Here is an 18897-nt window from a genome sequence, read left to right on the forward strand (position 1 = left end):
GCAAGGCCTTCTAGCGCCGCGCAGGCAGGCGCACCGTAAAGCAGGTGCCGGCGCCGGCGCCACTTTGGACGGCGATGGTGCCGCCGTGGATGTCCACCGCATTGCGCACAATCGCCAGACCGAGCCCGGTGCCCTGGATGGTGCCGACATTGCTGGCGCGGTGGAAGGACTCGAACAGGTGCGGCAATTCTTCTTCGGGGATGCCGATGCCCTCATCGGCGACTTCCATGACTGTCATGCCTTCGTCCTCGCGCACCTTGAAGAGCACCAGGCCGCCCAGCGGCGAATACTTGACGGCGTTGGACAGCAGGTTGCCGAAGATGTGCCGCAGGAGCTTTTCGTCGTACAGGCCCAGGCCGGGCGCGGCGGAGTACTCCAGGCGCAGCTCGCACAGGCTGTCGGGCTGCTGCATGCGCGCTTCTTCGAGCAACTGCTCGCACAGCTTTTGCAGGTCCAGCAGATGCGGCTCGAACTCCAGCATCTGCGCATCGGCCTTGCCCAGCAGCAGCACGCGGTCCAGCATGCCGGTCATGCGTTTGACGCCGGCGGCAATGCTGTCGAGGATCTCCAGCTTTTCTTGCTCGGGCAGCCGGCTGCCATAGTGCCTGAGCAGCTCTTCGGCCGACAAAATGCCCGACAGCGGCGTGCGGAACTCGTGGCTGGTCATGGCCACAAAGCGGGTGCGCAGCTCGTTGAGCGCTTTTTGCTGCTCCAGCGCCTCCTGCGTGTCTGCTTCGGATTTTTTGCGCTCGGTGATGTCGAGGAAGGCCCAGATCACGCCGGAGTCGGGGTCTTTGGGCTGGATGCAGCTTCCGGCCATTTCGGCCCAGAACAGTGTTCCGTCGCGGCGCCGGAGCTGGCGTTCGGCGATGTAGCTGCCGGTGTCGATCAGCGTCTGGCGTGCTTCCCTGCCGAATTGCTCCCAGGTGGCGAGGTCAGGATGGATATAACTGGAGGGCTGGCCGATCAGTTGCTCGCGCGGGCAGCCCATCATCTGGGCGAACTTCTCGTTCACCCATTCGTGGCGCCGGTTGACCGACAGCACGATGCCCACCAGCGCACTGTTCAGGATGGCTTCTCGCTCGGACGACGTACGCACCAGTTGCGCCTCCAGCTCCTTGCGCCGGGTGATGTTGATGATCACCCAGACCGTGCCCTGGCTGAGGTCGCGCTCGCTGACGGACTTGCCCGACAGCGACACCCAGATCCGCGTGCCGTCGAACTGCTGCACCTGGATTTCGGCTTCATAGTTTTCGCCCCGGGCCACACAGGCGGCCACCTCGCCGCCGACGCGGATGTATTCCTCGCGCGAGAGGTAAAACGGCTCCATCGAGGTGAGCTCGTTGCTGCCGGCGCCGAAGACTTTGAGCATGGCCTGGTTGGCCCAGCGAAAGCGCCCGTCAGGCGTGAGGAAGGCGATGCCCACGATGGAGTTCTCGAGGATCATCTCGCGCTCTTTGAGCTGTGTGCGGAAGTTTTCCTGCGAGACGCTGAGGGCCTCCACCATGGCGTGCTCGGCCAGGGTGCGCGCCTGGGCCTGCTCCTTTTCACGCCGGGTGACGTTGATGCGGTCGGCCAGCGCAAACGACAGCACCACCATTTCGAGCGCGGAGCCGATCAGCAACGAATTGGCCGTCAGCGAGTTGGACGGCAGCAGGCCGGTGTTGTGCAGGGCCAGCGTGACCACCCCCACCAGCAGCAAGGCCCAGGCGGCCAAAAAATATTTCGCGCCCGGATGGCCCGAGCGCAGGCTCAGCACACCCACAACCACCAGCGTGATCACACTGAAGACGGCCAGCACCGTCACCATCAGGGACGACACCACATAAGGCATGGTGAGCGCCGCCAGCAGCGTCAGCAGCCAGCCGGCCACCAGCACTTGGATGAGGCGGTCGAGGCGCGGCATTTTGAGCGCGCTGGACAAAAAGCTGCGTGCAAACAGCAGGCCGAACACCGCCGTGGCGGCCATGCCCGTGGGCGGCGAGACGCTGTTCCACCAGAGCTGCCCCGGCCAGAGGAATTGCGCGCCGAAACCCGTCAGGGCCGCTTGCGCCATCGCCATGCAGGCGACGAAGGCGACATAAATCAGGTAGGCCCGGTCGCGCACCGAGAAAAACAGCAGCAGGTTGTACAGCAGCAGGCCTATCAGCAGGCCGAAGTAGAGGCTGATCGTGGCGTACTCGGCCTGGTCGTGCCGCCACAAGGCCGCAGGCTGCCACAGCTTCACCGGCGCCGACACCGTGCCGCCCGACGTCACCCGCAGGTAGAGCGTGCTGGCGGCGCCGGGCTTGAGGCGCACCGGCATGACGTGGTTGCGGTGCACCACGGCCCGGTCGGCAAAAGGCGACAGGTCACCGCCCACCTGGCGGCTGAAGCCGCCCTTGCCGTCGGGTGTGTAGAGCTCCAGCCGGTCCAGTGGCGGGTAGGCCAGCTCCAGCATCCAGTCGGCGGGGGCGCCCGGCGCGGTGCGCAGCGTCACACGCAGCCAGATGGCCGCGCTGGTCAGGCCGAAGTTGGTGGCCGAGCCGCTTTGCGCCACCGGCTGGAAGCGCGCCTGGGCATCGGGCTTCAACAGGTCGGCCAGTGCCAGCTCGCCACCGGGGTCTTCAAGGTAAGTGAAAGCGCGCGACAGGGCGTAGCTGCCTTCGTTGCCGATGGCGGTCTCGCTGCCGGTGTTGGCGCCTGGCGTGGGAGCTGCTGCTTGCGCCCTGGCTGGCGGCGGCTTTTGTGCGGCGGCCGGCAAAGCCAGGCAAGCCAGGCTTGCCAGCAATACCGCCGTCCACGCGCCATACCACCGGCCCATCTTCATGCGGCGGCGCCGGAGTTGGCCGCCGCACGCCGCTGCACCCGCCCGGGTGCGGCGGCCGATGCCGGCACCGTGCCGGCGGCATGCCGCTGGCCGTTGCAGACTTCGTGGCTGATGGCAAGGTTTTCCGCGTGGCTGTTGCCGCCTTCGCTCAGGGGCCGGATGTGCTCCAGCGTGGCGGCCTCCTGCGTGACGTGCTCACCGCAAACCCAGCACGGCACCACCCCATGGAGCTGCCGCGCCACGGTTTTGTAGATCTTGTCCCGGGTATGCCCCAGCCGGCTCACGAATCGGCCGCTTCCTACTCGAGCCTGGCCGGCCGCGTATCCGCAGGCTGAATGAAGGAGTCTTCCCATTGCACGGCAAAACGGTCGCTGTTGTCGCTGCCGCGCAGGCCACTGCCGCCGTCGGACGTAAAGCCGATGTCGCGCGTGGCGGCGGCCTGGGCAGCCTCCTGCTGGGTTTCCTTGTTGAGCTCCTTGAGCGCGGCGTCCTTGGCGGCCTTGACGCGCTGCTTGGTAAAGGATTCCAGGTCGGCGTGAAAACTGCTGTCGCCGCCGCGCGTTTCTTCGGCTTCCTGCGCGAGTTCTTCAGGGATCTCACCCAGAAACGCGGCGCGCATGGCGCTGGCCGTGGGCGGGCGGCTGGCCTTGACCGTGGTGTAGGCAATGCCGCAGTCGGACAGCAGGGTTTCCTTGAGCTGGCGGCTGGCCCGGCTGACGTCACGCTTGCCGCGCAGATCGACGCAGCCCACGACCTTGCCGTCCAGGGTGCAGATGGTGAAGGTGGTGTAGACGCCGTTGAGCAGCTCAAGCAGGCGTGCGTTCTTCTCCTTGTTCTTTTCCTTGTCTTTGTCCTTTTCGACCGGGATCGTGAAGCGAAGCACCGGCAGCTTCACCATCACCGCGTGGTCGTGAAAGGTGTTGCGCAGCCATTTCCAGACCTCATGCTCGTCGTTGGTCACCATGCCGCGCACGGCCAGCGGCCATTTATGGGGGATGCGCAGCTTTTCGCTGTCTTTTTGGCGCAACCAGCGGGCGTACAGCAAGACTCCGCCTATGGCGCCCACGGCAATGCCCAGCAATGCCATCAGCCATGAAATCAGGTTCAAGATAGGGTTCTCCTCAGTTTTGGGGGCCGCGGCGCCACAAGCGGTGCAGTGGGGCCATCCCCGCTGAACCCAGTGAGTCACAGAACGCCAGCCGTGTCAATCTGGCGGCTCGAGGCCCAAGCCCTTATTAAAACAGGTTTTTTCCGGTTGCTTGCCGGTTTACAAGCCAAATCAGCCCCCAGCCCATACTGCACATGCACAAGCAGCTATGTTTTTTATAGCACGCCGGTTCCCCGGCTTGCATCCGGTCAACCCCCTTTGCCAGCCGGCGCCTGAATCGCTATGCTGGATTTTTTGCAGGAGCCGCCATGGAACGCAAGACCGCCCAGGACTTTGACCAGGAACTGCTGATTCTGTTTGATGCCTATGTGCACGGCACCCTGGACCGGCGCGGGTTCCTGGAGCGCGCCCAGAAGTTTGCGACCGCCGGCATGACCGCCACGGCATTGCTGGCCGCCCTGAGCCCCAACTTTGCGCTGGGGCAGCAAATCGCCAAAGACGACAAACGGCTCAAAACCGAAATGGTGAGCTACCCCTCGTCCGCCGGCACCGGCACGGTCAAGGGTTACCTGGCCAAACCCGCTAACGCCAGCGGCAAGCTGCCCGGCGTGCTGGTGATCCATGAAAACCGGGGCCTGAACCCCCATATAGAAGACATCACCCGCCGCCTGGCGCTGGAGAACTTTGTGGCTTTCGCCCCGGACGCCCTCACCCCGCTGGGCGGCTACCCGGGCGACGAGGACAAGGCCCGCGAGCTTTTTGCCAAACTGGACCAGCGAAAGTGCGTGGAAGATTTTGTGGCCGCCACGACTTACCTCAAGGGCCGGGACGACTGCACCGGCAAGCTGGGCGTGGTCGGCTTTTGCTACGGCGGCGGCATGGCGCACATCCTCACCACGCGCCTGCCCGAGCTCAACGCCGCCGTGCCCTTTTACGGCAACCAGCCCGCGCCCGAAGACGCCGCCAGGGTCAAAACCCCGCTGCTGATCCATTTTGCGGCGGTGGACGAACGCATCAACGCCGCCTGGCCGGCGTATGAGGCCGCCCTGAAAGCCGCCGGGGCCAGCTACACCGCCTACCAGTACCCCGGCACGCAGCACGGCTTCAACAACGACACCACCCCGCGTTATGACGCCACGGCCGCCAAATTGGCCTGGGAGCGGACGCTGGCGTTTTTCAACCGGCAGCTCAGGACCGGCTGATCCCGGTGCCCCGCCGGGCCCCTTTTATCCGCCCGTCCCGCCCTCTTGGCGAAAACCCTGCCCGGAACCCTCCGGGCACGGCTTTTGCAGGCGTTACCATTGACGACTTGCGCTTTATCGGCCCCTTGTGTAAGCGGGCCGACCAGCACCTTTATCTTTCCTTCTGGACATCACCATGAACCTCCTTCACAAAATCGCCGCCACCGCCGGCCTGCTCACGCTTGCCTTCGGTACCGTCCATGCCCAAAACAAGGAGCTGGTCGTCGGCTCCAGCGCGACCTACCGCCCGTTTGCCTACGAAAGCCCGACCAAGGAAATCGTCGGCTACGACGTCGACATGATCAAGGCCATCGCCCAGAAGGCCGGCCTGCAGATCAAGATCGTCAACACCCCCTGGACCGGCATCTTCGCGGCGCTCAACAACGGCGACGTGGACCTGGTTATCTCGGGCGTCACCATCAACGACAAGCGCAAGCAGTCCTACGACTTCACCACCCCTTACTTTGAAGCGCGCCAGCTGATCGCCGTGCACAGCAACAGCACCGCCAAGGGCCTGAAAGACCTGGCCGGCAAAAAAATCGGCGTGGTCACCGGCAGCACCGGCGACGACATGGCCTCGCGCGAATTCGGCAAGACCAACCCCGACATCCGCCGCTTTGAAAGCACCCCCGTGGTGATCTCCGAGCTGGCCAACAACGGCCTGGACGCCGCCATCGGCGACAACGGCGTGATCGCCTTCCGCACGCAGGAGCACAAGCAGCTCAAGACCGTGAGCGACGCCAGCTTTCCCAAGGAATACTTCGGCATCGTCGTGAAGCAGGGCAACAAGGACCTGCTGGCCAAGCTCAATGCCGGCCTGGCCGCCGTGAAGGCCGACGGCAGCTACGCCACCATCTACAAGAAGTGGTTCCAGGCCGACGCCCCTGCGTTGCCCGCGCAATAAGCGCTTAAGACTTCTTCGTCATGGAGCAAGTTCTCTGGTTCGGCTGGTTCCGGGCCGACATCATTGCAGAGTACGGCGTGCTGTTCTGGCGCGGCCTGCAGATGACCATCATGGTGACGCTGATCTGCATCGCGCAGGGCACGTTGCTGGGCCTGGCCATCGGCATGGCGCGCGTGGCGGAATCGCGCCACTCGCCCGCACGCGAAATCTGCAAATACGCCCTGCGCTGGCCGTCCACCGTGTACGTCAGCTTTTTCCGCGGCACGCCGCTGTTCGTGCAGATCCTGCTGATCCACTTCGCCGTGCTGCCGCTGTTCATCAACCCGACCGACGGGCTGATCATCTCGGGTGAAACGGCGCGCAACATCAAGCAAAACTACGGCGCCTTCCTCTCCGGCATCGTGGCGCTGACGCTGAACGCCGGCGCCTACATCTCCGAGATCTTCCGCGCCGGCATCCAGTCCATCGACAAGGGCCAGGTGGAAGCCTCGCGCTCCCTGGGCATGTCGTTTCCGCGCACCATGTACCACGTCGTGCTGCCGCAGGCGTTTCGCCGCATGCTGCCGCCGCTGGGAAACAACGCGATTTCGCTGCTGAAAGACTCGTCGCTGATCTCGGCGATCGGCCTGGCCGAACTGGCCTACGCCGCGCGCACCGTGGCCGGCGCCTATTCGCGCTACTGGGAGCCCTACCTCACCATCTCCGTCATGTACTGGGTGCTGACGCTGGGACTGGCTTACCTTGTCAAGAAACTGGAGGCTCGTTATGGACGAGGTGATTCGCGTTAACCGGCTGACCAAGCAGTTTGGTCAAACCCCGGTGTTGCGCGGCATCGACTGCGCCATCAAGGCCACCGAAGTGGTGTGCGTCATCGGCCCGTCGGGCTCGGGCAAAAGTACGTTCCTGCGCTGCCTGAACGGCCTGGAAGACGCCACCGGCGGCGAAGTGCTGGTGCACGGCGTGTCGGTGCATGAGCCCAAGACCGATGTCGACGCCCTGCGCTCGGAAATCGGCATGGTGTTCCAGCGCTTCAATTTGTTCCCGCACAAGACCGTGCTGGAAAACATCACGCTGGCGCCGACCAAGGTGCGCAAGCTGACGGCCCTTGAAGCGCGCAACCGCGCCAGCGAGCTGCTGGTCAAGGTCGGCCTGCTCGAGAAGATCGACGCCTACCCCAACCAGCTTTCGGGCGGGCAGCAGCAGCGCGTGGCAATTGCCCGGGCGCTGGCCATGCAGCCGCGCATCATGCTGTTTGACGAACCCACTTCCGCGCTGGACCCCGAAATGGTCGGCGAGGTGCTGGCCGTCATGCAGGCGCTGGCCGAAGAAGGCATGACCATGGTCGTCGTGACCCACGAAATGGGTTTTGCGCGCCAGGTGGCCGACCGGGTGATGTTCATCGACGAAGGCCTGGTGATCGAAGAAGGATCGCCGGCGGAGATCTTTGACAACCCCAGGGAAGAGCGCACCAGGCGCTTTTTGAGCAAGGTGCTGTGAGCCAGGGGCCCGCATGACCTGCGGGCCTTTTTCTTTGGCTTGCCCGCAGGAATGACCTATGCCGCAACTGCCCGGCCTTGTCCCTTCGGTGTTCACGATCGTTGCCTATGTCGTCTGCATCAAGCTGGCGGCAAGGCTCTTTCGCCAGACGCCGCTGAGCTGGAAGCACGCTGCTGTTTTTGGTGCCACGCTGTTCCTGGTGCTGCTGGCCGTCGGCACCTGTGTGAGGGCGCTGAACCTTGCCTCAGGCCCCGTGTCCGCCTCACTGCTGGATATCGCCACAGGCTTGCTGGCGCAGCCGGCTGTGGGCGCCTGGATCCTGGGGCGGTGCACCAGGACACCCGCCGGCGCGCCTATCGGATTTAAAGGGGGCGCTTTGCTGGCCCTCGTCGCCTATGCGCTGGTTTTTTTGCTCAGCATTGCAGCGACCTTCCTTCTGCCCCTGTTGGCACGCATGGCCGGCATCCCCGCGTAACCCCGTAATCTAATACCCCGGCACCTTCAGCAGCCGCGCCAGGTAGTCAAAAAACACGCAGTACAGCGCGATCGGCAGCGGCAGTCCCAGCAGCGTGCCCGCCAGGTAGTCGCGAAACTTCACGCCCGACATCGCCAGCGCATAGTTCAGCACCGGCACGGTCTGCAGCAGCAGGCGCAACACCACAACGCTGGCCACCGGCCGGGCATCGAGTTGCGCGAAGGCGCGCTGCGCCCAGCCGCCTTTGACCTGCCGCAGGGCGTCGCCGCCCAGCAGGCGTATCAGCCAGAAGGTAAAGACGCATGAGACCACCGCCGCGAGGTAGGTCGCCACGCCGCCCCACACCTCGCCCAGCGCCAGCACCGCGGCCGCCAGGAATACCCAGCCCGGGATGTGTATCAGGTTGCCCAGTGCAAACAGCGCGATAAAGATCAGCAGCCCTGTGGCCTCGTTGTCCAGGAACTTCTGGTGCAAAAAAGCCAGGCTGAAGTTGTCCCGCAAGCCGGAGAGCTGAAACACCGCCAGCAACAAACCCAGAAAGGCCAGGACGGCGAACAGTCGTTTAAAGCGGTGCATCGGGTGGTGTTGCGCAGGGGGTGGCGGGAAGCCTTTGCGATTTTGCCTGCAAATAAACAGGGCCGGCCTGTAAGAAAGGCGCACCTCGCCCGACCAAATCCCAACACGCAGCACAACTGCGGCGGAAATTCCGGCGAAAGCGCCGGGCATCGCGGGCAACCCTGAGGAGCGTTTGATGATTACAGGCAAAGAGACCGTACATCCCGGCTGGCTGCGCGCCATGCATTGGCTCAATGCGCTCGCCGTGGTGGTGCTGATGATGAGCGGATGGCGCATCTACAACGCCACCGCCTTCCTCGGCTTTGCCATTCCCAAAGAACTCACACTGGGCGGCTGGCTGGGCGGCGCGCTGCAATGGCACTTCGCGGCCATGTGGCTGCTGTTCTTCAACGGCCTGCTCTACCTGGCCTTCAACCTCTTTACGCGGCGGCTGTTTCACAAGTTCTTTCCATTGTCGGTCAAGGGTGTTTTTGCAGACCTGCTGGCCGCGCTGAAGGGCAAGCTGGCCCATGCCGACCCGCGCCACTACAACATGGTGCAGCGCCTGGCCTACCTTTTTGTCATGGCCGACAGCGTGCTCATCGTCCTGTCCGGGCTGGTGCTCTGGAAGTCGGTGCAGTTTCCCCTGCTGCGCGAACTGATGGGCGGCTATGAAGGCGCGCGCCTGGTTCACTTCCTCGCCATGGCGGCACTGGCCGGTTTTGTCGTGGTGCACCTGGTGATGGTGGCGCTGGTGCCCAAAACGCTGGTGTACATGCTGCGCGGCCGCTGAGCGGTGCCTCACAAGCCTCAAGCCTCAAGGAGCCTCAATGAAAATCCAACGCCCCCGGCGCCTGAATATCGACGGCGACGCCGTCCTCCGGGAAGCCGCCGACCGCATCGCCTCGGCCCGCAATCTCTCCCCGGCCCGCCGCAGTTTCCTGCGCGGCTCGCTCACCCTGGGCGGCCTGGCCATGCTGAGCGGCTGCGTGCTGGACGACAGCGAGGCCGTCAACACCGCACTCACCCGCATCTCGCGCCTCAACGACGGCGTGCAGGGCCTGCTGTTTGACCCCAACCGCCTGGCGCCCACCTATCCCGACTCCATGATCACCCGACCCTTCCCGTTCAACGCCTACTACGGCGAGGACGAAGTGCGCGAGGTCGAGGAAGAAAGCTACCGCCTGGAAGTCGCCGGCCTGGTGGCCGACAGGCGCAAATGGTCGCTGCCCGAGTTGCGCGCCATGCCGCAGGTTGACCAGGTGACACGCCACATCTGCGTGGAAGGCTGGAGCGCCATCGGTAAATGGGGTGGCGTGCCCTTCTTCCATTTTTTGCGCAAGGTGGGCGCGGACACCACCGCCAAATACGTGGGCTTCAAGTGCGCGGACGACTACTTCACCAGCATCGACATGGCGACCGCACTGCACCCGCAAACGCTGCTGGCGCTGACCTACGACGGCCAGGTGCTGCCACCCAAATACGGCTTTCCGATGAAGCTGCGCATGCCCACCAAGCTGGGCTACAAAAACCCCAAACACATCCAGGCGATCTTTGTGACCAACACCTACCCTGGCGGCTACTGGGAAGACCAGGGCTACAACTGGTTCGGAGGCAGCTGAGCACGCTCAGGGGCCCCGCAACGCCGGCAAAGGCAGCCACCCTTGCCGTTTTTTCAATGACTTCCAACACTCTTTCAAGGACAACATCATGAACAAGACACTGACCGCCTCCCTCCTCTCGGCTTGCCTGCTTTTCGCCGGCGGCAGCGCCATGGCGCAGGACGCCATGAAAAAAGACGCCATGGGCAAAGACGCGATGAGCAAGGATGCCATGGCCAAAGACGGCATGAAGAAGGATGCGATGGGTAAGGACGCCATGGGCAAGGACGCCATGGCCAAGAAGGACAAGATGAAGAAAGATCACATGGCCAAGGACGCCATGGGCAAAGATGCGATGAGCAAAGATGCGATGGCAAAAGACGCCATGGGCAAGGATGGCATGAAGAAGTAAGGCCTGCGCCCGGTGACCGGGCTGCATGCCCGGCGCCCTGGCGCATTGCCCCGGTTCTGCGCGCCTGCCGGCTAGCGTTCGCCCGCAGCTTCCTGAAAATAACGGATCCGCTCGGCATCCGCAGGATGGGACGCAAAGGCGATTCCCAAACCCGACTCCTGCTCCGGGCCCCGGTCGCCGGGAGGGCTTGCGTCAACCGGCTCGCCAGGCTTTGCGCCCTTGCCTGAGCCGGCGGCTTCATTTCTCTGTGCGGCGATCTTCTCAAACAGGGTCACCATCACCGCAGGTGAAATGCCGGCGGCTTTCAGGATGCGCACCGCTTCGTGGTCGGCTTCGCGCTCGGCATCGCGCGAATAGCTGGCCTGCCCCAGCAACACCGGCACACCCGCCAGCACGGTGCTGAAGTCGCCCACCACCATGGCGGCCAGCCCGCTCAGCGCGGTGGCCTGTATCAGCATGCGCAGGCCGTGGCGGTGCCGCACATGGCCCAGTTCGTGCGCGAGCACGGCGGTAATCACCTTGTCGTCACGCCCCACCAGCTCGACCAGCTCGTCGGTCATCACCATGGTGCCGCCCGGCAAGGCAAAGGCATTGGGGCCGATACGGCTGCGGCGGAACACCAGTTGCCACGCCGGCACACTGCCCGGCGGCATGGCGCTCACGGCTTTGGCAAACGCATCGCGCAGCCGTGCCTGCTCGGCCAGCGGCAGCTTGCTGGGGCGCATCAGGTGCTCGTCGATCACGGTCAGCGAGGTCTCGCCCAGGGAGCTGTCGACGCTCAGCGGGGTGACGGCCACTACGGCGCGCGCGGCCACCGGCAATCCCCATTGCTGGATCACCACCAGCAGCAGGACCAGCGCGGCTGCGCTGGCGATCACCCAGCGCCAGCTTTGCTGCATCGTCACCACGAGCGAATCGCGGCGGCCGCTGGCGCGGCTCCAATCGTCCCAGGCCCCAGCATCGGCGCACTGCACCGAGCCGCCTTCCGTGAAGTGGGCCACCCGTGTGCCGTGGCGGGTGCGCTCCGGCCACTGCACCTTGCGCAGCGCGACGCGGCGATGGAGGCCCTCGCCGGTGATCAGCAACTCATCGCCCTCGATCTGCAGCGTGACGGGCCGCGCGCGGGCGCTGGCGCCGTCAAAGTAGCTGGCCGCGAGCGTGGGCGCCTGGCTGGCCGGCGGGTGTGTCGCAGCTGTCAAGGTCAGAACCCGATGTCCAGGCCGAACAGGTCGCCGCCGGCCTCACCGGCCGCATCGCCCTCAACGGCGCCGGCCATGGCGATCAGGGTGTCCGGGCTCACCCGCGTCTTCACCGTCACGGCCTCCAGCCGGATGCGGGCCAGCGCCACCGCCGCGAAGGGCCAGTAAAGCCCGAGCGTGATCACGATCAGGAACCAGTTTTTCAGCGTGACCCACAGCAGCGACCTGAAACCCAGGCGGCTGATAAAGCGCAGGGACACATTGCCGGTGCGCGTCCACACCAGGTCCTGGAAGCGGGCCGTGGCATAGGGTTTGACCAGCACCAGCAAGACCATCATGACGGCCAGCGGCACCAGGGCCGCGAGCATGAAGAGACCGACGGAGGGACGGCCCTGCGCCCCCCCGGTTTTCACCGCATAAATAATGGCGCCGGCAATGCCTCCCGACACCAGCAGCGGCAGCACGGCGAGGCCCAGGATTTTGAAAAACAGTTTGTAGAACGAACCCAGGGTGGCCTTGAAGGTCGTCTGCAGCGACGCCAGCGCATAGCTGTTGTGCTGGTACTGCTTGAGATTCCACAGCAGCCAGGGCGCCACCACCAGCGAAACCAGCAGGATCACCCCCAGCACCTGGAGATACCAGAGCGGCGGTTTTTCAGGGTCGGCCACCTGCGTCGCCGCGGCCAGTATCACGACGCCGGGCACGAACAGCGGCAGCACCGCGCGGTAAGCGCCTTCCAGCGAGCCCTTGAACCCGAAGCGCAGGCCGCGCCAGCTGGTGTTGGCCATGCGGAACTGCATGGAGGACTTGAGCAACGCGGGCCACAGGGCCGCAACGATGAGAAAGGCAATAAAACCGGCGATGGCGGAGAACTTGCCCGCGGCCGAATACAGCATGAACAGCAGGCCGACCAGCAGGTAACCTTTGAGCAGCTTGGTAGGGTCGGCATGAAACCCCAGCGGCTCGCCGCCCACCACGGTGTTGCCGTAAAAGTAGCGCAGGCGCCGCACCTTGGCCCATGGGTAATAGATGCCGGCCGTCACCATCAGCAGCAACAGGTTGACGATCCAGATCCGGAAGTATTCGCTTCCCGAGCCGGTGAATTCAATGCTGAGTTTGTGCGTTTCGTCGGCGTGGGGCGCTTGCGGCTGCGCCAGTGGCATGCCTGGGTCCAGTACGGGCTCCATCACGATTTCCTCCCGGTGTCATTGGTATTGGTTATTGCTTGTGCGGGCTTGCATGCGCTTGCGTCGGCGCCGGCCTCCCGTCAAATAATGTAACGCCCTTCAACGGGCGGCAATTCGGTGCGGGCCTGCGGGTTACGCAGAAGGCTGGGCAGGCGCCACCGGGGCAAGCCACAGCGCGGCGGCATCGGCGGGCTCCATGCTGCGCAGGCGGGTGTCCTGCCAGATCATCCCGTTGGGGAGCTCGGCCGGCATTGTTTCCATGGGTAAATCATAGTTGAAGACTGTATGTATGTACAGTAATATTGTTCTTCAACACAAACAACTCCCACCCAGCAAATCCCAAAAACATTGCCCGGAAAAGACTGAAATGCAGCTGTCACGCCATCCCCCTCCCCCCACCAGGACGCCCGTCACGCCCTTCCTGCCGCAGCAGCAAAGCCGCGCCGCTGCCTCCTGGCCGTTTTATGTGCAGGCGCCGCGCCCGCTTTCACGTGACATCAAGGCCAACGCGGCGCGCGTCCTCGAAACCTCGGCGCGCTACTTTTTCACTGCGCCCGCGGCGGACAGCAGCCTCAAAAACGGATCACGCTGAACACCACCAGCCCGATGGCCATGCCAAAGCTCAGCGCGTGCACATTGGCGGCCATGGCGAAGCGCCGCAGCAGCCTCAGGCCGTAGGCGTCCCCCGCGCCGAGCAGGAAAAGAATGCACAGCTCGCGCCTGGCCTGGGGGTCAACGGCGCTGCGCTCCTTGAGCGCCTTGTGCATGGAAACCGAAAGATAGATAGCGAGCAGTGAGGCCGCGCCGACCACCGGCAGGAACCAGCTGTGCAGCATGGGTGGCGTCCTGGATGCGGCGAGAGGCCCGGCCCGGCTCATGGGGCACTGTCAGTTTGCTATCTTTTTAATAGCTACAAGCCCATGCCACGCCTGGGCTGGATGCCAATTTGGCTTAAATTCCTGGCTGGCGGCAAAGCACCCCCGAATAGCACCCCGGAGAGCACCCCACAAGAGCGCTTCAGAAGGGCATCGAGGCCTGCAGCCACAGCGTAGGCCGTTTGGCCGCCGAGGCGGGGATGGAGGTCGGCAGCCCGCCGTCCGTGCGCCAGGCCAGCGACGAACGCAGCTGCACCGGGCCCAGGCTGGCATTGACGCCGACGCCCACACCCGCGAGGTTGCGGCTGTTGGAGGCCGGCGCGCCGAAGGGGTTGCGGTTGATGGTGATCTTGCCCCAGTCGTAAAACACCGTGGCCTGCACGTTGGGCATCACGTTGTGGCGCAGCTCTACCGTGGCGCGGTAACCCTCGTCTCCGCTGGCTTCACCCTGCGGATAGGCGCGCACGGCGTTGATGCCGCCCAGCGAGAACTTCTCGGACGAATCCAGGTTCTTGCTGGCGGTCTGGCCGCTCACTGAAGCGGCCAGGAAGGTGCTGTCGGTAAAACGCTGCAGGCGGTTGGCGCCGTAGGTCATGCGGGTGTAGCTGCCGTTGGAGCGGGCCGAGGCGTTGTCGATGGCCAGCGCCGTGGGCGAGTTAATGCTCAGGTTGCCGAGGATCAGCGAAAGGTCCAGCCCGGTGATGCCGCCGCCGCCCAGGGCGTCCTGCAGGCTGCCCGACAGGCCGAAGCTGGTGACCGTGACCTTCTTGGGGGTGAAGGTGCCGGTGCCGTCGACATAATCCTTCAGGCGCTTGTCTTCCAGCGCGATGGTGCCGTTCAGGTTCTTGAACTGGCTGCGGATGAAGGGGTAGGCGGCAAACACGCTGGCGCTGGTGGCCGTGCCGTGGGCCTGCAGGGCTTCAAACTCCTGGCCCAGCTTGTAGTGGATGTCGGAGTAAGCGGCGCCCACCTTCAGGCCGTCGCTGCCCACGGGCAACTGGTAGGCCACGCGGCCAAAGCTGAGCCTGGAGCCGGAGGTCAAGCCGTTGAACATGAGCTGGTCGCCGATCTTCAGCGGGCTGGCCAGGGTGAAGGTGCCTGCCACGCGGTACTCGCCGGTGTAGCGGCTGCCGTAGTTATCCAGCGTCACGTTGCCGCTGTAGGGCCTGGAAGGGTTGACCTCGATCAGCAGCTCGGAGGTGCCCACGCTGGCGCCGGGCTGCAGCGTGGCGCGCGAGTTGCTGACGCCGGGTGTGTCCTGCAGCAGCAGCAGGCCGCGGTCGATCTGGTCGCTCTTGATGACGTCGCCGTCCTTGACCTGTCCGAGGTAGGCTTGCGCACGTTCGTCGGACAGCAGCGACTGGTTGTTGATCTTGTGGCTGGAAATACGCCCTTCGATGATGCTGATGGTGACGGCGCCGTCGGTGATGTCTTGTGCGGGCAGATAGGCGCGGGCCACGGCAAAGCCCTGGCTGCGGTAATAGGCCGTGATGCGGCGGGCGGCGGCGTTGAGCTGGGTCAGCGAGCGCTCGGCGCCCACCAGGCCGGCCACCAGCGGCTGCAGCTGCTCCGTCGGGATTTCCTTGTTGCCGGTGATGGCGATGGACTTGACCATGACTTTCGCTTCGCCTGCCTGGCTCAGGTCGGCGGTTTCATCGATGCGCTGCAAAGGGGCGGACTGCTGCGGCGGCGACGGCCGGGCCTGCTGCAGGTCGCGCAGCACCTGGCCGGCATCGGGCACCGGCGGCGTCTGGGCCCAGGCGCTTCCGTACAAAGCCAGCATCAGGGCTGAGGTCAGTGTCGACAGGGGCAAGGAATTGAATGTCATTTTTTTCATTTCGATTTTTCTGTTCAGGCGCGGCGGGCTTGCAAAACAGTCCAGCGAAGGTCCGGCAAGGACGCAGTCCCCGCGGCCGCTTGATTCTGTGTATCGATCGGTAACGGCACCATACTGCAAATGTAGTAAGGGGCTGGTCCCATCGCGACGATTTCAGCAATGTCGCAGAGACCACCGGGCCTGTATGTCCCTATTTTTGGGGACACACCCTGTAACACGGCCATTCGCAGAGTTGTGCCGGAAACAATGGTAGCCAGGCACGCGGGTTTTACCTGTAGCACAAATGCGCTACGAGGCCCGTCCCCCAATCCGTTGGACAATATTCCCCAGATGCAAGCGCTCAACCCCCAGACCCAAGAACAGCCGGCGCCCCTGGACGGAACCGGGCCGCGCATCCACGTCGCCATCGTTGAGGACGACCTCGGCTTTCGCGGTGCGCTGGCCCGCGCCTTGCTGGCCGCGCCCGACATGACGCTGGCCGGCACGGCCGGCACCCAGGCCGAAGGCCTCGCCCTGCTGCAGGGCCCGCCGGTGGACGTGCTGCTGGTGGACCTGGGCCTGCCCGACGGCTCGGGCATCGAGGTGATACGCGCCGCTGCGCGGCAGTGGCCCAGCTGCAGCATCATGGTCAGCACCAATTTCGGCGATGAAACGCATGTCATGCGCTCCATCGAAGCGGGCGCCGCCGGCTACCTGCTCAAGGACAGCTCCCAGGCCAAGATCGTCGACGAAATCCGCAGCCTGGCCAGCGGCGGCAGCCCCATCAGCCCCATCATCGCGCGCCAGGTGCTGGCGCGTTTCCGGCAAGACGCCACCGCCGGCGCCGCGCCAGGGACGGAGCCCCCGGGCGATGCGCCGCAGTTGCTGTCGGCGCGCGAAAAGGAAGTCCTCGACTTCATCACCAAAGGGTTCACCGCGGTGGAGATCGCCAAGCTCATGGGCCTGTCGCATTTCACGGTGCGCACCTTTGTGCGGCGCATCTACAGCAAGCTCAAGGTCACCTCCAAGGCCGAAGCCATCTACGAGGCCCGCAGCCAGGGACTGCTGGCGCAATAGCGCCCTGCCCTGCCCGGCTGTTTCCGTAGCTCAAGGCAAAATCCCGCCGTGACACCTGCGCAAGAACCTTCATCGAGCCACCCCCAACGCCGCGCCGCCCGCTTGGTTGCGGTCATCGCCGGCGCCCTGCTGGTGACCGTGGCGGCCCTGGCGGCGCTGGACATACGGCCCGCAGGCGCGGATACGCAGGAAAGCCTGCACATTACCGGGGCGCAGTGGCAGGTGGTCGATGAGCCCGGCTTCAGCACTGCGGCGCCCACGCAGGACAGCGCCTCGCTGCCCGCCGCCTGGCAAGCCGCCACGCTGCCCCATGCCTTGCCGGTATCGCTGGTTCGCCAGGCAGCGGCCTCAACCCCGGGCACCACACGCACCACCTGGTTCAGGATTTCACCGCAGCGCCTGCCTGGCATGCGGGCGCCGCTGGCCTTGTACGGCGCCCGTGTGCGCACCGACGGCACCGTGGCGGTCTATGCAGACGGCCAGCTCGTGCACACCGCCCAGCAGCAGGGGCCGCTCTGGAACAGCCCGCGCGTGCCCCTGTGGGTGCCGCTGGATAAAACCGCCGACGGCAACCCGCCGCGCGAAATCCTGATCCGCCTGGAGCACACGCGCGCCAGCCAGGTGGCACTGTCGTCACTGTGGCTCGGCGCGGCCGACGCCTTGAGCTGGCGCCACAGCTGGCGGCACTGGCTGCAGCTTGAGCTGCCGTCCATGTTCAGCACGGCCTTCCTCGCCGTGGGCATCTTTGCGCTTTTTGTGTGGTTCAAGCGGAGGCACCGCACCGATTACCTGCTGTTCTTCGCGTTGGCCGCAACGTCCTTCCTGCGCGGGCTGCACTTTTATGTGGGCTTCCCGATCGCCAACGACTGGTTTGCCTGGCTGACGGTGAATTCGCTGTTCTGGCTGGTCGTGATGGTGCATTTTTCCATCGTCCTGCTGCACCAGCGCCGGCAGCCCTGGGTCACCGGCTCGCTGGTCGCCGTCACGGTGTTGATGGGCCTTCTGACCTTGCCGGCCAGCGCCCCGCTGCCCAACACACCCCAGGTCACGCCGCTGATCTACGGGGTGGTGGCGCTCATGGGTGTGACTGTTTCGCTGGCCGGCGCCATCAGCGCCTGGCGCAGCGCTTCCGGCGAAGCCATGCTGGTGGCCATGGGCACGGCCCTGTGCACCGTGTTTGGTGCAGGCGACTGGCTGCAGCAAAGCAACTTCACCAGCCCCGAAGGCTGGTACCTGGGCGCATGGACCAACGCGATCAGCTTCAGCATCTTCGGCGCACTGCTGTACCGGCGTTATGTCGGCGCGATTGTCGAAGTCGAACAGCTCAACGCCAGCCTGGCCGAACGGCTCAGGGCACGTGAGGTCGAGCTTGAAATGAGCCACCAGCGGCTGCGCGCCGTCGAGCAGCGGCAGATGCTGAGCGACGAGCGCCAGCGCATGATGCAGGACATGCACGACGGGCTCGGTTCGTCACTGATCAGCGCGATCCGCTCCGTGGAGCACGGCGGCATGAGCGATGCCAAGGTCTCGCAAATCCTCAAGGACTGCATGGACGACCTGAAGCTGGCCATCGATTCGATGGAGCCGGTGGAGGCCGACCTGCTGTTGCTGCTGGCCACACTGCGCTTCAGGCTGGAGCCCCGGCTGGAGGGCTCTGGCGTCACCCTGTTCTGGGAAGTGCAGGAACTGCCCACGCTGCAATGGCTGGACCCGTCAAGCGCGCTGCACATCCTGCGCATCGTGCAGGAAAGCGTGGCCAACATCCTGCGCCACACGCGGGCCACAGAGATCCGCGTCGCCACCGCCACCGCAGACGGCGGCGTGCAGGTCACCATCGAAGACAACGGCCAGGGTTTTGATGTGCAAGCCGCGCTGGCCGAAGCCAGCGGCAAGGGCCTGCATAACCAGCAGCGTCGCGCGCAGACGCTGAACGGCAAAGTGGCGTGGAAGTCGGGGCCGGGTGGTACGCGGTTTACGCTGTGGATGCCGCTGGCGCGTACGCTGGCGTAAAAGGCCCCCACGCTCCCCCACTTCATGTGGGTCGCTGCCCCCGGGGGGGGCCGCCGTCAATAGGCATACCCCTATCGGGCTCACTGCGTGTAGCCCTTTTCCCCTTGCAGGGGACTGAGCTTGCGGCCCGG

Annotated in this window: 20 protein-coding genes; 11 read left to right on the plus strand and 9 right to left on the minus strand. The window is 64.8% G+C overall.

Annotation, left to right across the window (positions count from 1 at the left end):
• Positions 1-10: 10 nt before the first annotated feature.
• Genes DT070_RS18735 through DT070_RS18745 form a run of 3 tightly spaced genes read right to left on the minus strand, consistent with a single transcriptional unit; the run spans position 11 to position 3917 of the window.
• Positions 11-2809, minus strand: a complete 2799-nt coding sequence (locus DT070_RS18735) for a 7TM diverse intracellular signaling domain-containing protein (RefSeq protein WP_122956764.1) — start codon at positions 2807-2809, stop codon at positions 11-13.
• Positions 2806-3093 (minus strand): HNH endonuclease, encoded by a 288-nt coding sequence (locus tag DT070_RS18740; RefSeq protein ID WP_122956765.1) that lies wholly within the window; start codon positions 3091-3093, stop codon positions 2806-2808. Before DT070_RS18740 ends, DT070_RS18735 begins: the two co-directional genes overlap by 4 nt.
• Before the next feature lie 14 nt (positions 3094-3107).
• Complete coding sequence (locus tag DT070_RS18745) at positions 3108-3917, minus strand: DUF2726 domain-containing protein (RefSeq protein ID WP_122956766.1); 810 nt, start codon at positions 3915-3917, stop codon at positions 3108-3110.
• Positions 3918-4225: 308 nt separating this feature from the next.
• Between DT070_RS18745 and DT070_RS18750 the strand changes: the two genes are divergently transcribed.
• The 5 genes from DT070_RS18750 to DT070_RS18770 all read left to right on the plus strand — a co-directional run bounded on the left by DT070_RS18750 (position 4226) and on the right by DT070_RS18770 (position 8034).
• The gene (locus DT070_RS18750; RefSeq protein ID WP_122956767.1) at positions 4226-5119 is read left to right on the plus strand and encodes a dienelactone hydrolase family protein; all 894 of its coding nucleotides are present in this window, start codon (positions 4226-4228) and stop codon (positions 5117-5119) included.
• A gap of 175 nt (positions 5120-5294) precedes the next feature.
• Complete coding sequence (locus DT070_RS18755) at positions 5295-6062, plus strand: basic amino acid ABC transporter substrate-binding protein (protein ID WP_122956768.1); 768 nt, start codon at positions 5295-5297, stop codon at positions 6060-6062.
• 20 nt (positions 6063-6082) lie between these two features.
• Positions 6083-6850 (plus strand): amino acid ABC transporter permease, encoded by a 768-nt coding sequence (locus DT070_RS18760; protein WP_122956769.1) that lies wholly within the window; start codon positions 6083-6085, stop codon positions 6848-6850.
• Positions 6837-7559, plus strand: coding sequence for an amino acid ABC transporter ATP-binding protein (locus DT070_RS18765; protein ID WP_122957489.1), 723 nt, complete (start codon positions 6837-6839; stop codon positions 7557-7559). The genes DT070_RS18760 and DT070_RS18765 overlap by 14 nt, the downstream gene beginning before the upstream one ends.
• Positions 7560-7617: 58 nt before the next feature.
• Positions 7618-8034: a hypothetical protein gene (locus DT070_RS18770; protein ID WP_122956770.1), complete on the plus strand. Its 417-nt coding sequence runs from the start codon at positions 7618-7620 to the stop codon at positions 8032-8034.
• 9 nt (positions 8035-8043) lie between these two features.
• Here the strand turns inward: DT070_RS18770 and DT070_RS18775 are convergent, their stop codons facing one another.
• Positions 8044-8610: a TVP38/TMEM64 family protein gene (locus DT070_RS18775; protein WP_122956771.1), complete on the minus strand. Its 567-nt coding sequence runs from the start codon at positions 8608-8610 to the stop codon at positions 8044-8046.
• A 175-nt stretch (positions 8611-8785) separates the two neighbouring features.
• On the opposite strand from DT070_RS18775, the gene DT070_RS18780 reads away from it, so the two are divergent.
• The 3 genes from DT070_RS18780 (at position 8786) to DT070_RS18790 (ending at position 10602) form a co-directional block, all read left to right on the plus strand.
• Positions 8786-9382, plus strand: coding sequence for a cytochrome b/b6 domain-containing protein (locus DT070_RS18780; RefSeq protein ID WP_122956772.1), 597 nt, complete (start codon positions 8786-8788; stop codon positions 9380-9382).
• A gap of 37 nt (positions 9383-9419) precedes the next feature.
• Positions 9420-10211 carry a molybdopterin-dependent oxidoreductase gene (locus DT070_RS18785; protein ID WP_122956773.1) on the plus strand — a complete coding sequence of 264 codons (792 nt, stop codon included), beginning with the start codon at positions 9420-9422 and terminating at the stop codon, positions 10209-10211.
• Positions 10212-10299: 88 nt separating this feature from the next.
• The gene (locus tag DT070_RS18790; RefSeq protein WP_122956774.1) at positions 10300-10602 is read left to right on the plus strand and encodes a pentapeptide MXKDX repeat protein; all 303 of its coding nucleotides are present in this window, start codon (positions 10300-10302) and stop codon (positions 10600-10602) included.
• A gap of 71 nt (positions 10603-10673) precedes the next feature.
• Here DT070_RS18790 and DT070_RS18795 read toward each other — a convergent pair whose 3' ends face one another.
• The 3 genes from DT070_RS18795 to DT070_RS21700 form a co-directional block, all read right to left on the minus strand.
• Positions 10674-11801 (minus strand): M48 family metallopeptidase, encoded by a 1128-nt coding sequence (locus DT070_RS18795; RefSeq protein WP_122956775.1) that lies wholly within the window; start codon positions 11799-11801, stop codon positions 10674-10676.
• Positions 11802-11803: 2 nt separating this feature from the next.
• Entirely contained in the window at positions 11804-12988 is a 1185-nt protein-coding gene (locus tag DT070_RS18800; RefSeq protein WP_122956776.1) for a YjgN family protein, read from the minus strand.
• A gap of 132 nt (positions 12989-13120) precedes the next feature.
• A complete protein-coding gene (locus tag DT070_RS21700; protein ID WP_255416845.1) occupies positions 13121-13249 on the minus strand; it encodes a hypothetical protein in 129 nt (42 codons plus the stop codon).
• A gap of 106 nt (positions 13250-13355) precedes the next feature.
• Between DT070_RS21700 and DT070_RS18805 the strand changes: the two genes are divergently transcribed.
• Positions 13356-13580 (plus strand): hypothetical protein, encoded by a 225-nt coding sequence (locus tag DT070_RS18805; protein WP_122956777.1) that lies wholly within the window; start codon positions 13356-13358, stop codon positions 13578-13580.
• Here DT070_RS18805 and DT070_RS18810 read toward each other — a convergent pair.
• Positions 13561-13824 carry a hypothetical protein gene (locus DT070_RS18810; RefSeq protein WP_122956778.1) on the minus strand — a complete coding sequence of 88 codons (264 nt, stop codon included), beginning with the start codon at positions 13822-13824 and terminating at the stop codon, positions 13561-13563. The two genes, DT070_RS18805 and DT070_RS18810, sit on opposite strands and share 20 nt — an antisense overlap.
• Before the next feature lie 181 nt (positions 13825-14005).
• Complete coding sequence (locus DT070_RS18815; RefSeq protein ID WP_164483782.1) at positions 14006-15691, minus strand: ShlB/FhaC/HecB family hemolysin secretion/activation protein; 1686 nt, start codon at positions 15689-15691, stop codon at positions 14006-14008.
• A gap of 339 nt (positions 15692-16030) precedes the next feature.
• On the opposite strand from DT070_RS18815, the gene DT070_RS18820 reads away from it, so the two are divergent.
• Positions 16031-16756, plus strand: coding sequence for a response regulator transcription factor (locus DT070_RS18820; protein WP_122957490.1), 726 nt, complete (start codon positions 16031-16033; stop codon positions 16754-16756).
• Positions 16757-16870: 114 nt separating this feature from the next.
• On the plus strand, positions 16871-18766 hold the full coding sequence (locus tag DT070_RS18825) for a sensor histidine kinase (RefSeq protein ID WP_122957491.1): 1896 nt from the start codon (positions 16871-16873) through the stop codon (positions 18764-18766).
• Positions 18767-18897 lie beyond the last annotated feature (131 nt).

This window comes from Polaromonas sp. SP1, assembly GCF_003711205.1.
Classification (GTDB): Bacteria; Pseudomonadota; Gammaproteobacteria; order Burkholderiales; family Burkholderiaceae_C; genus Polaromonas.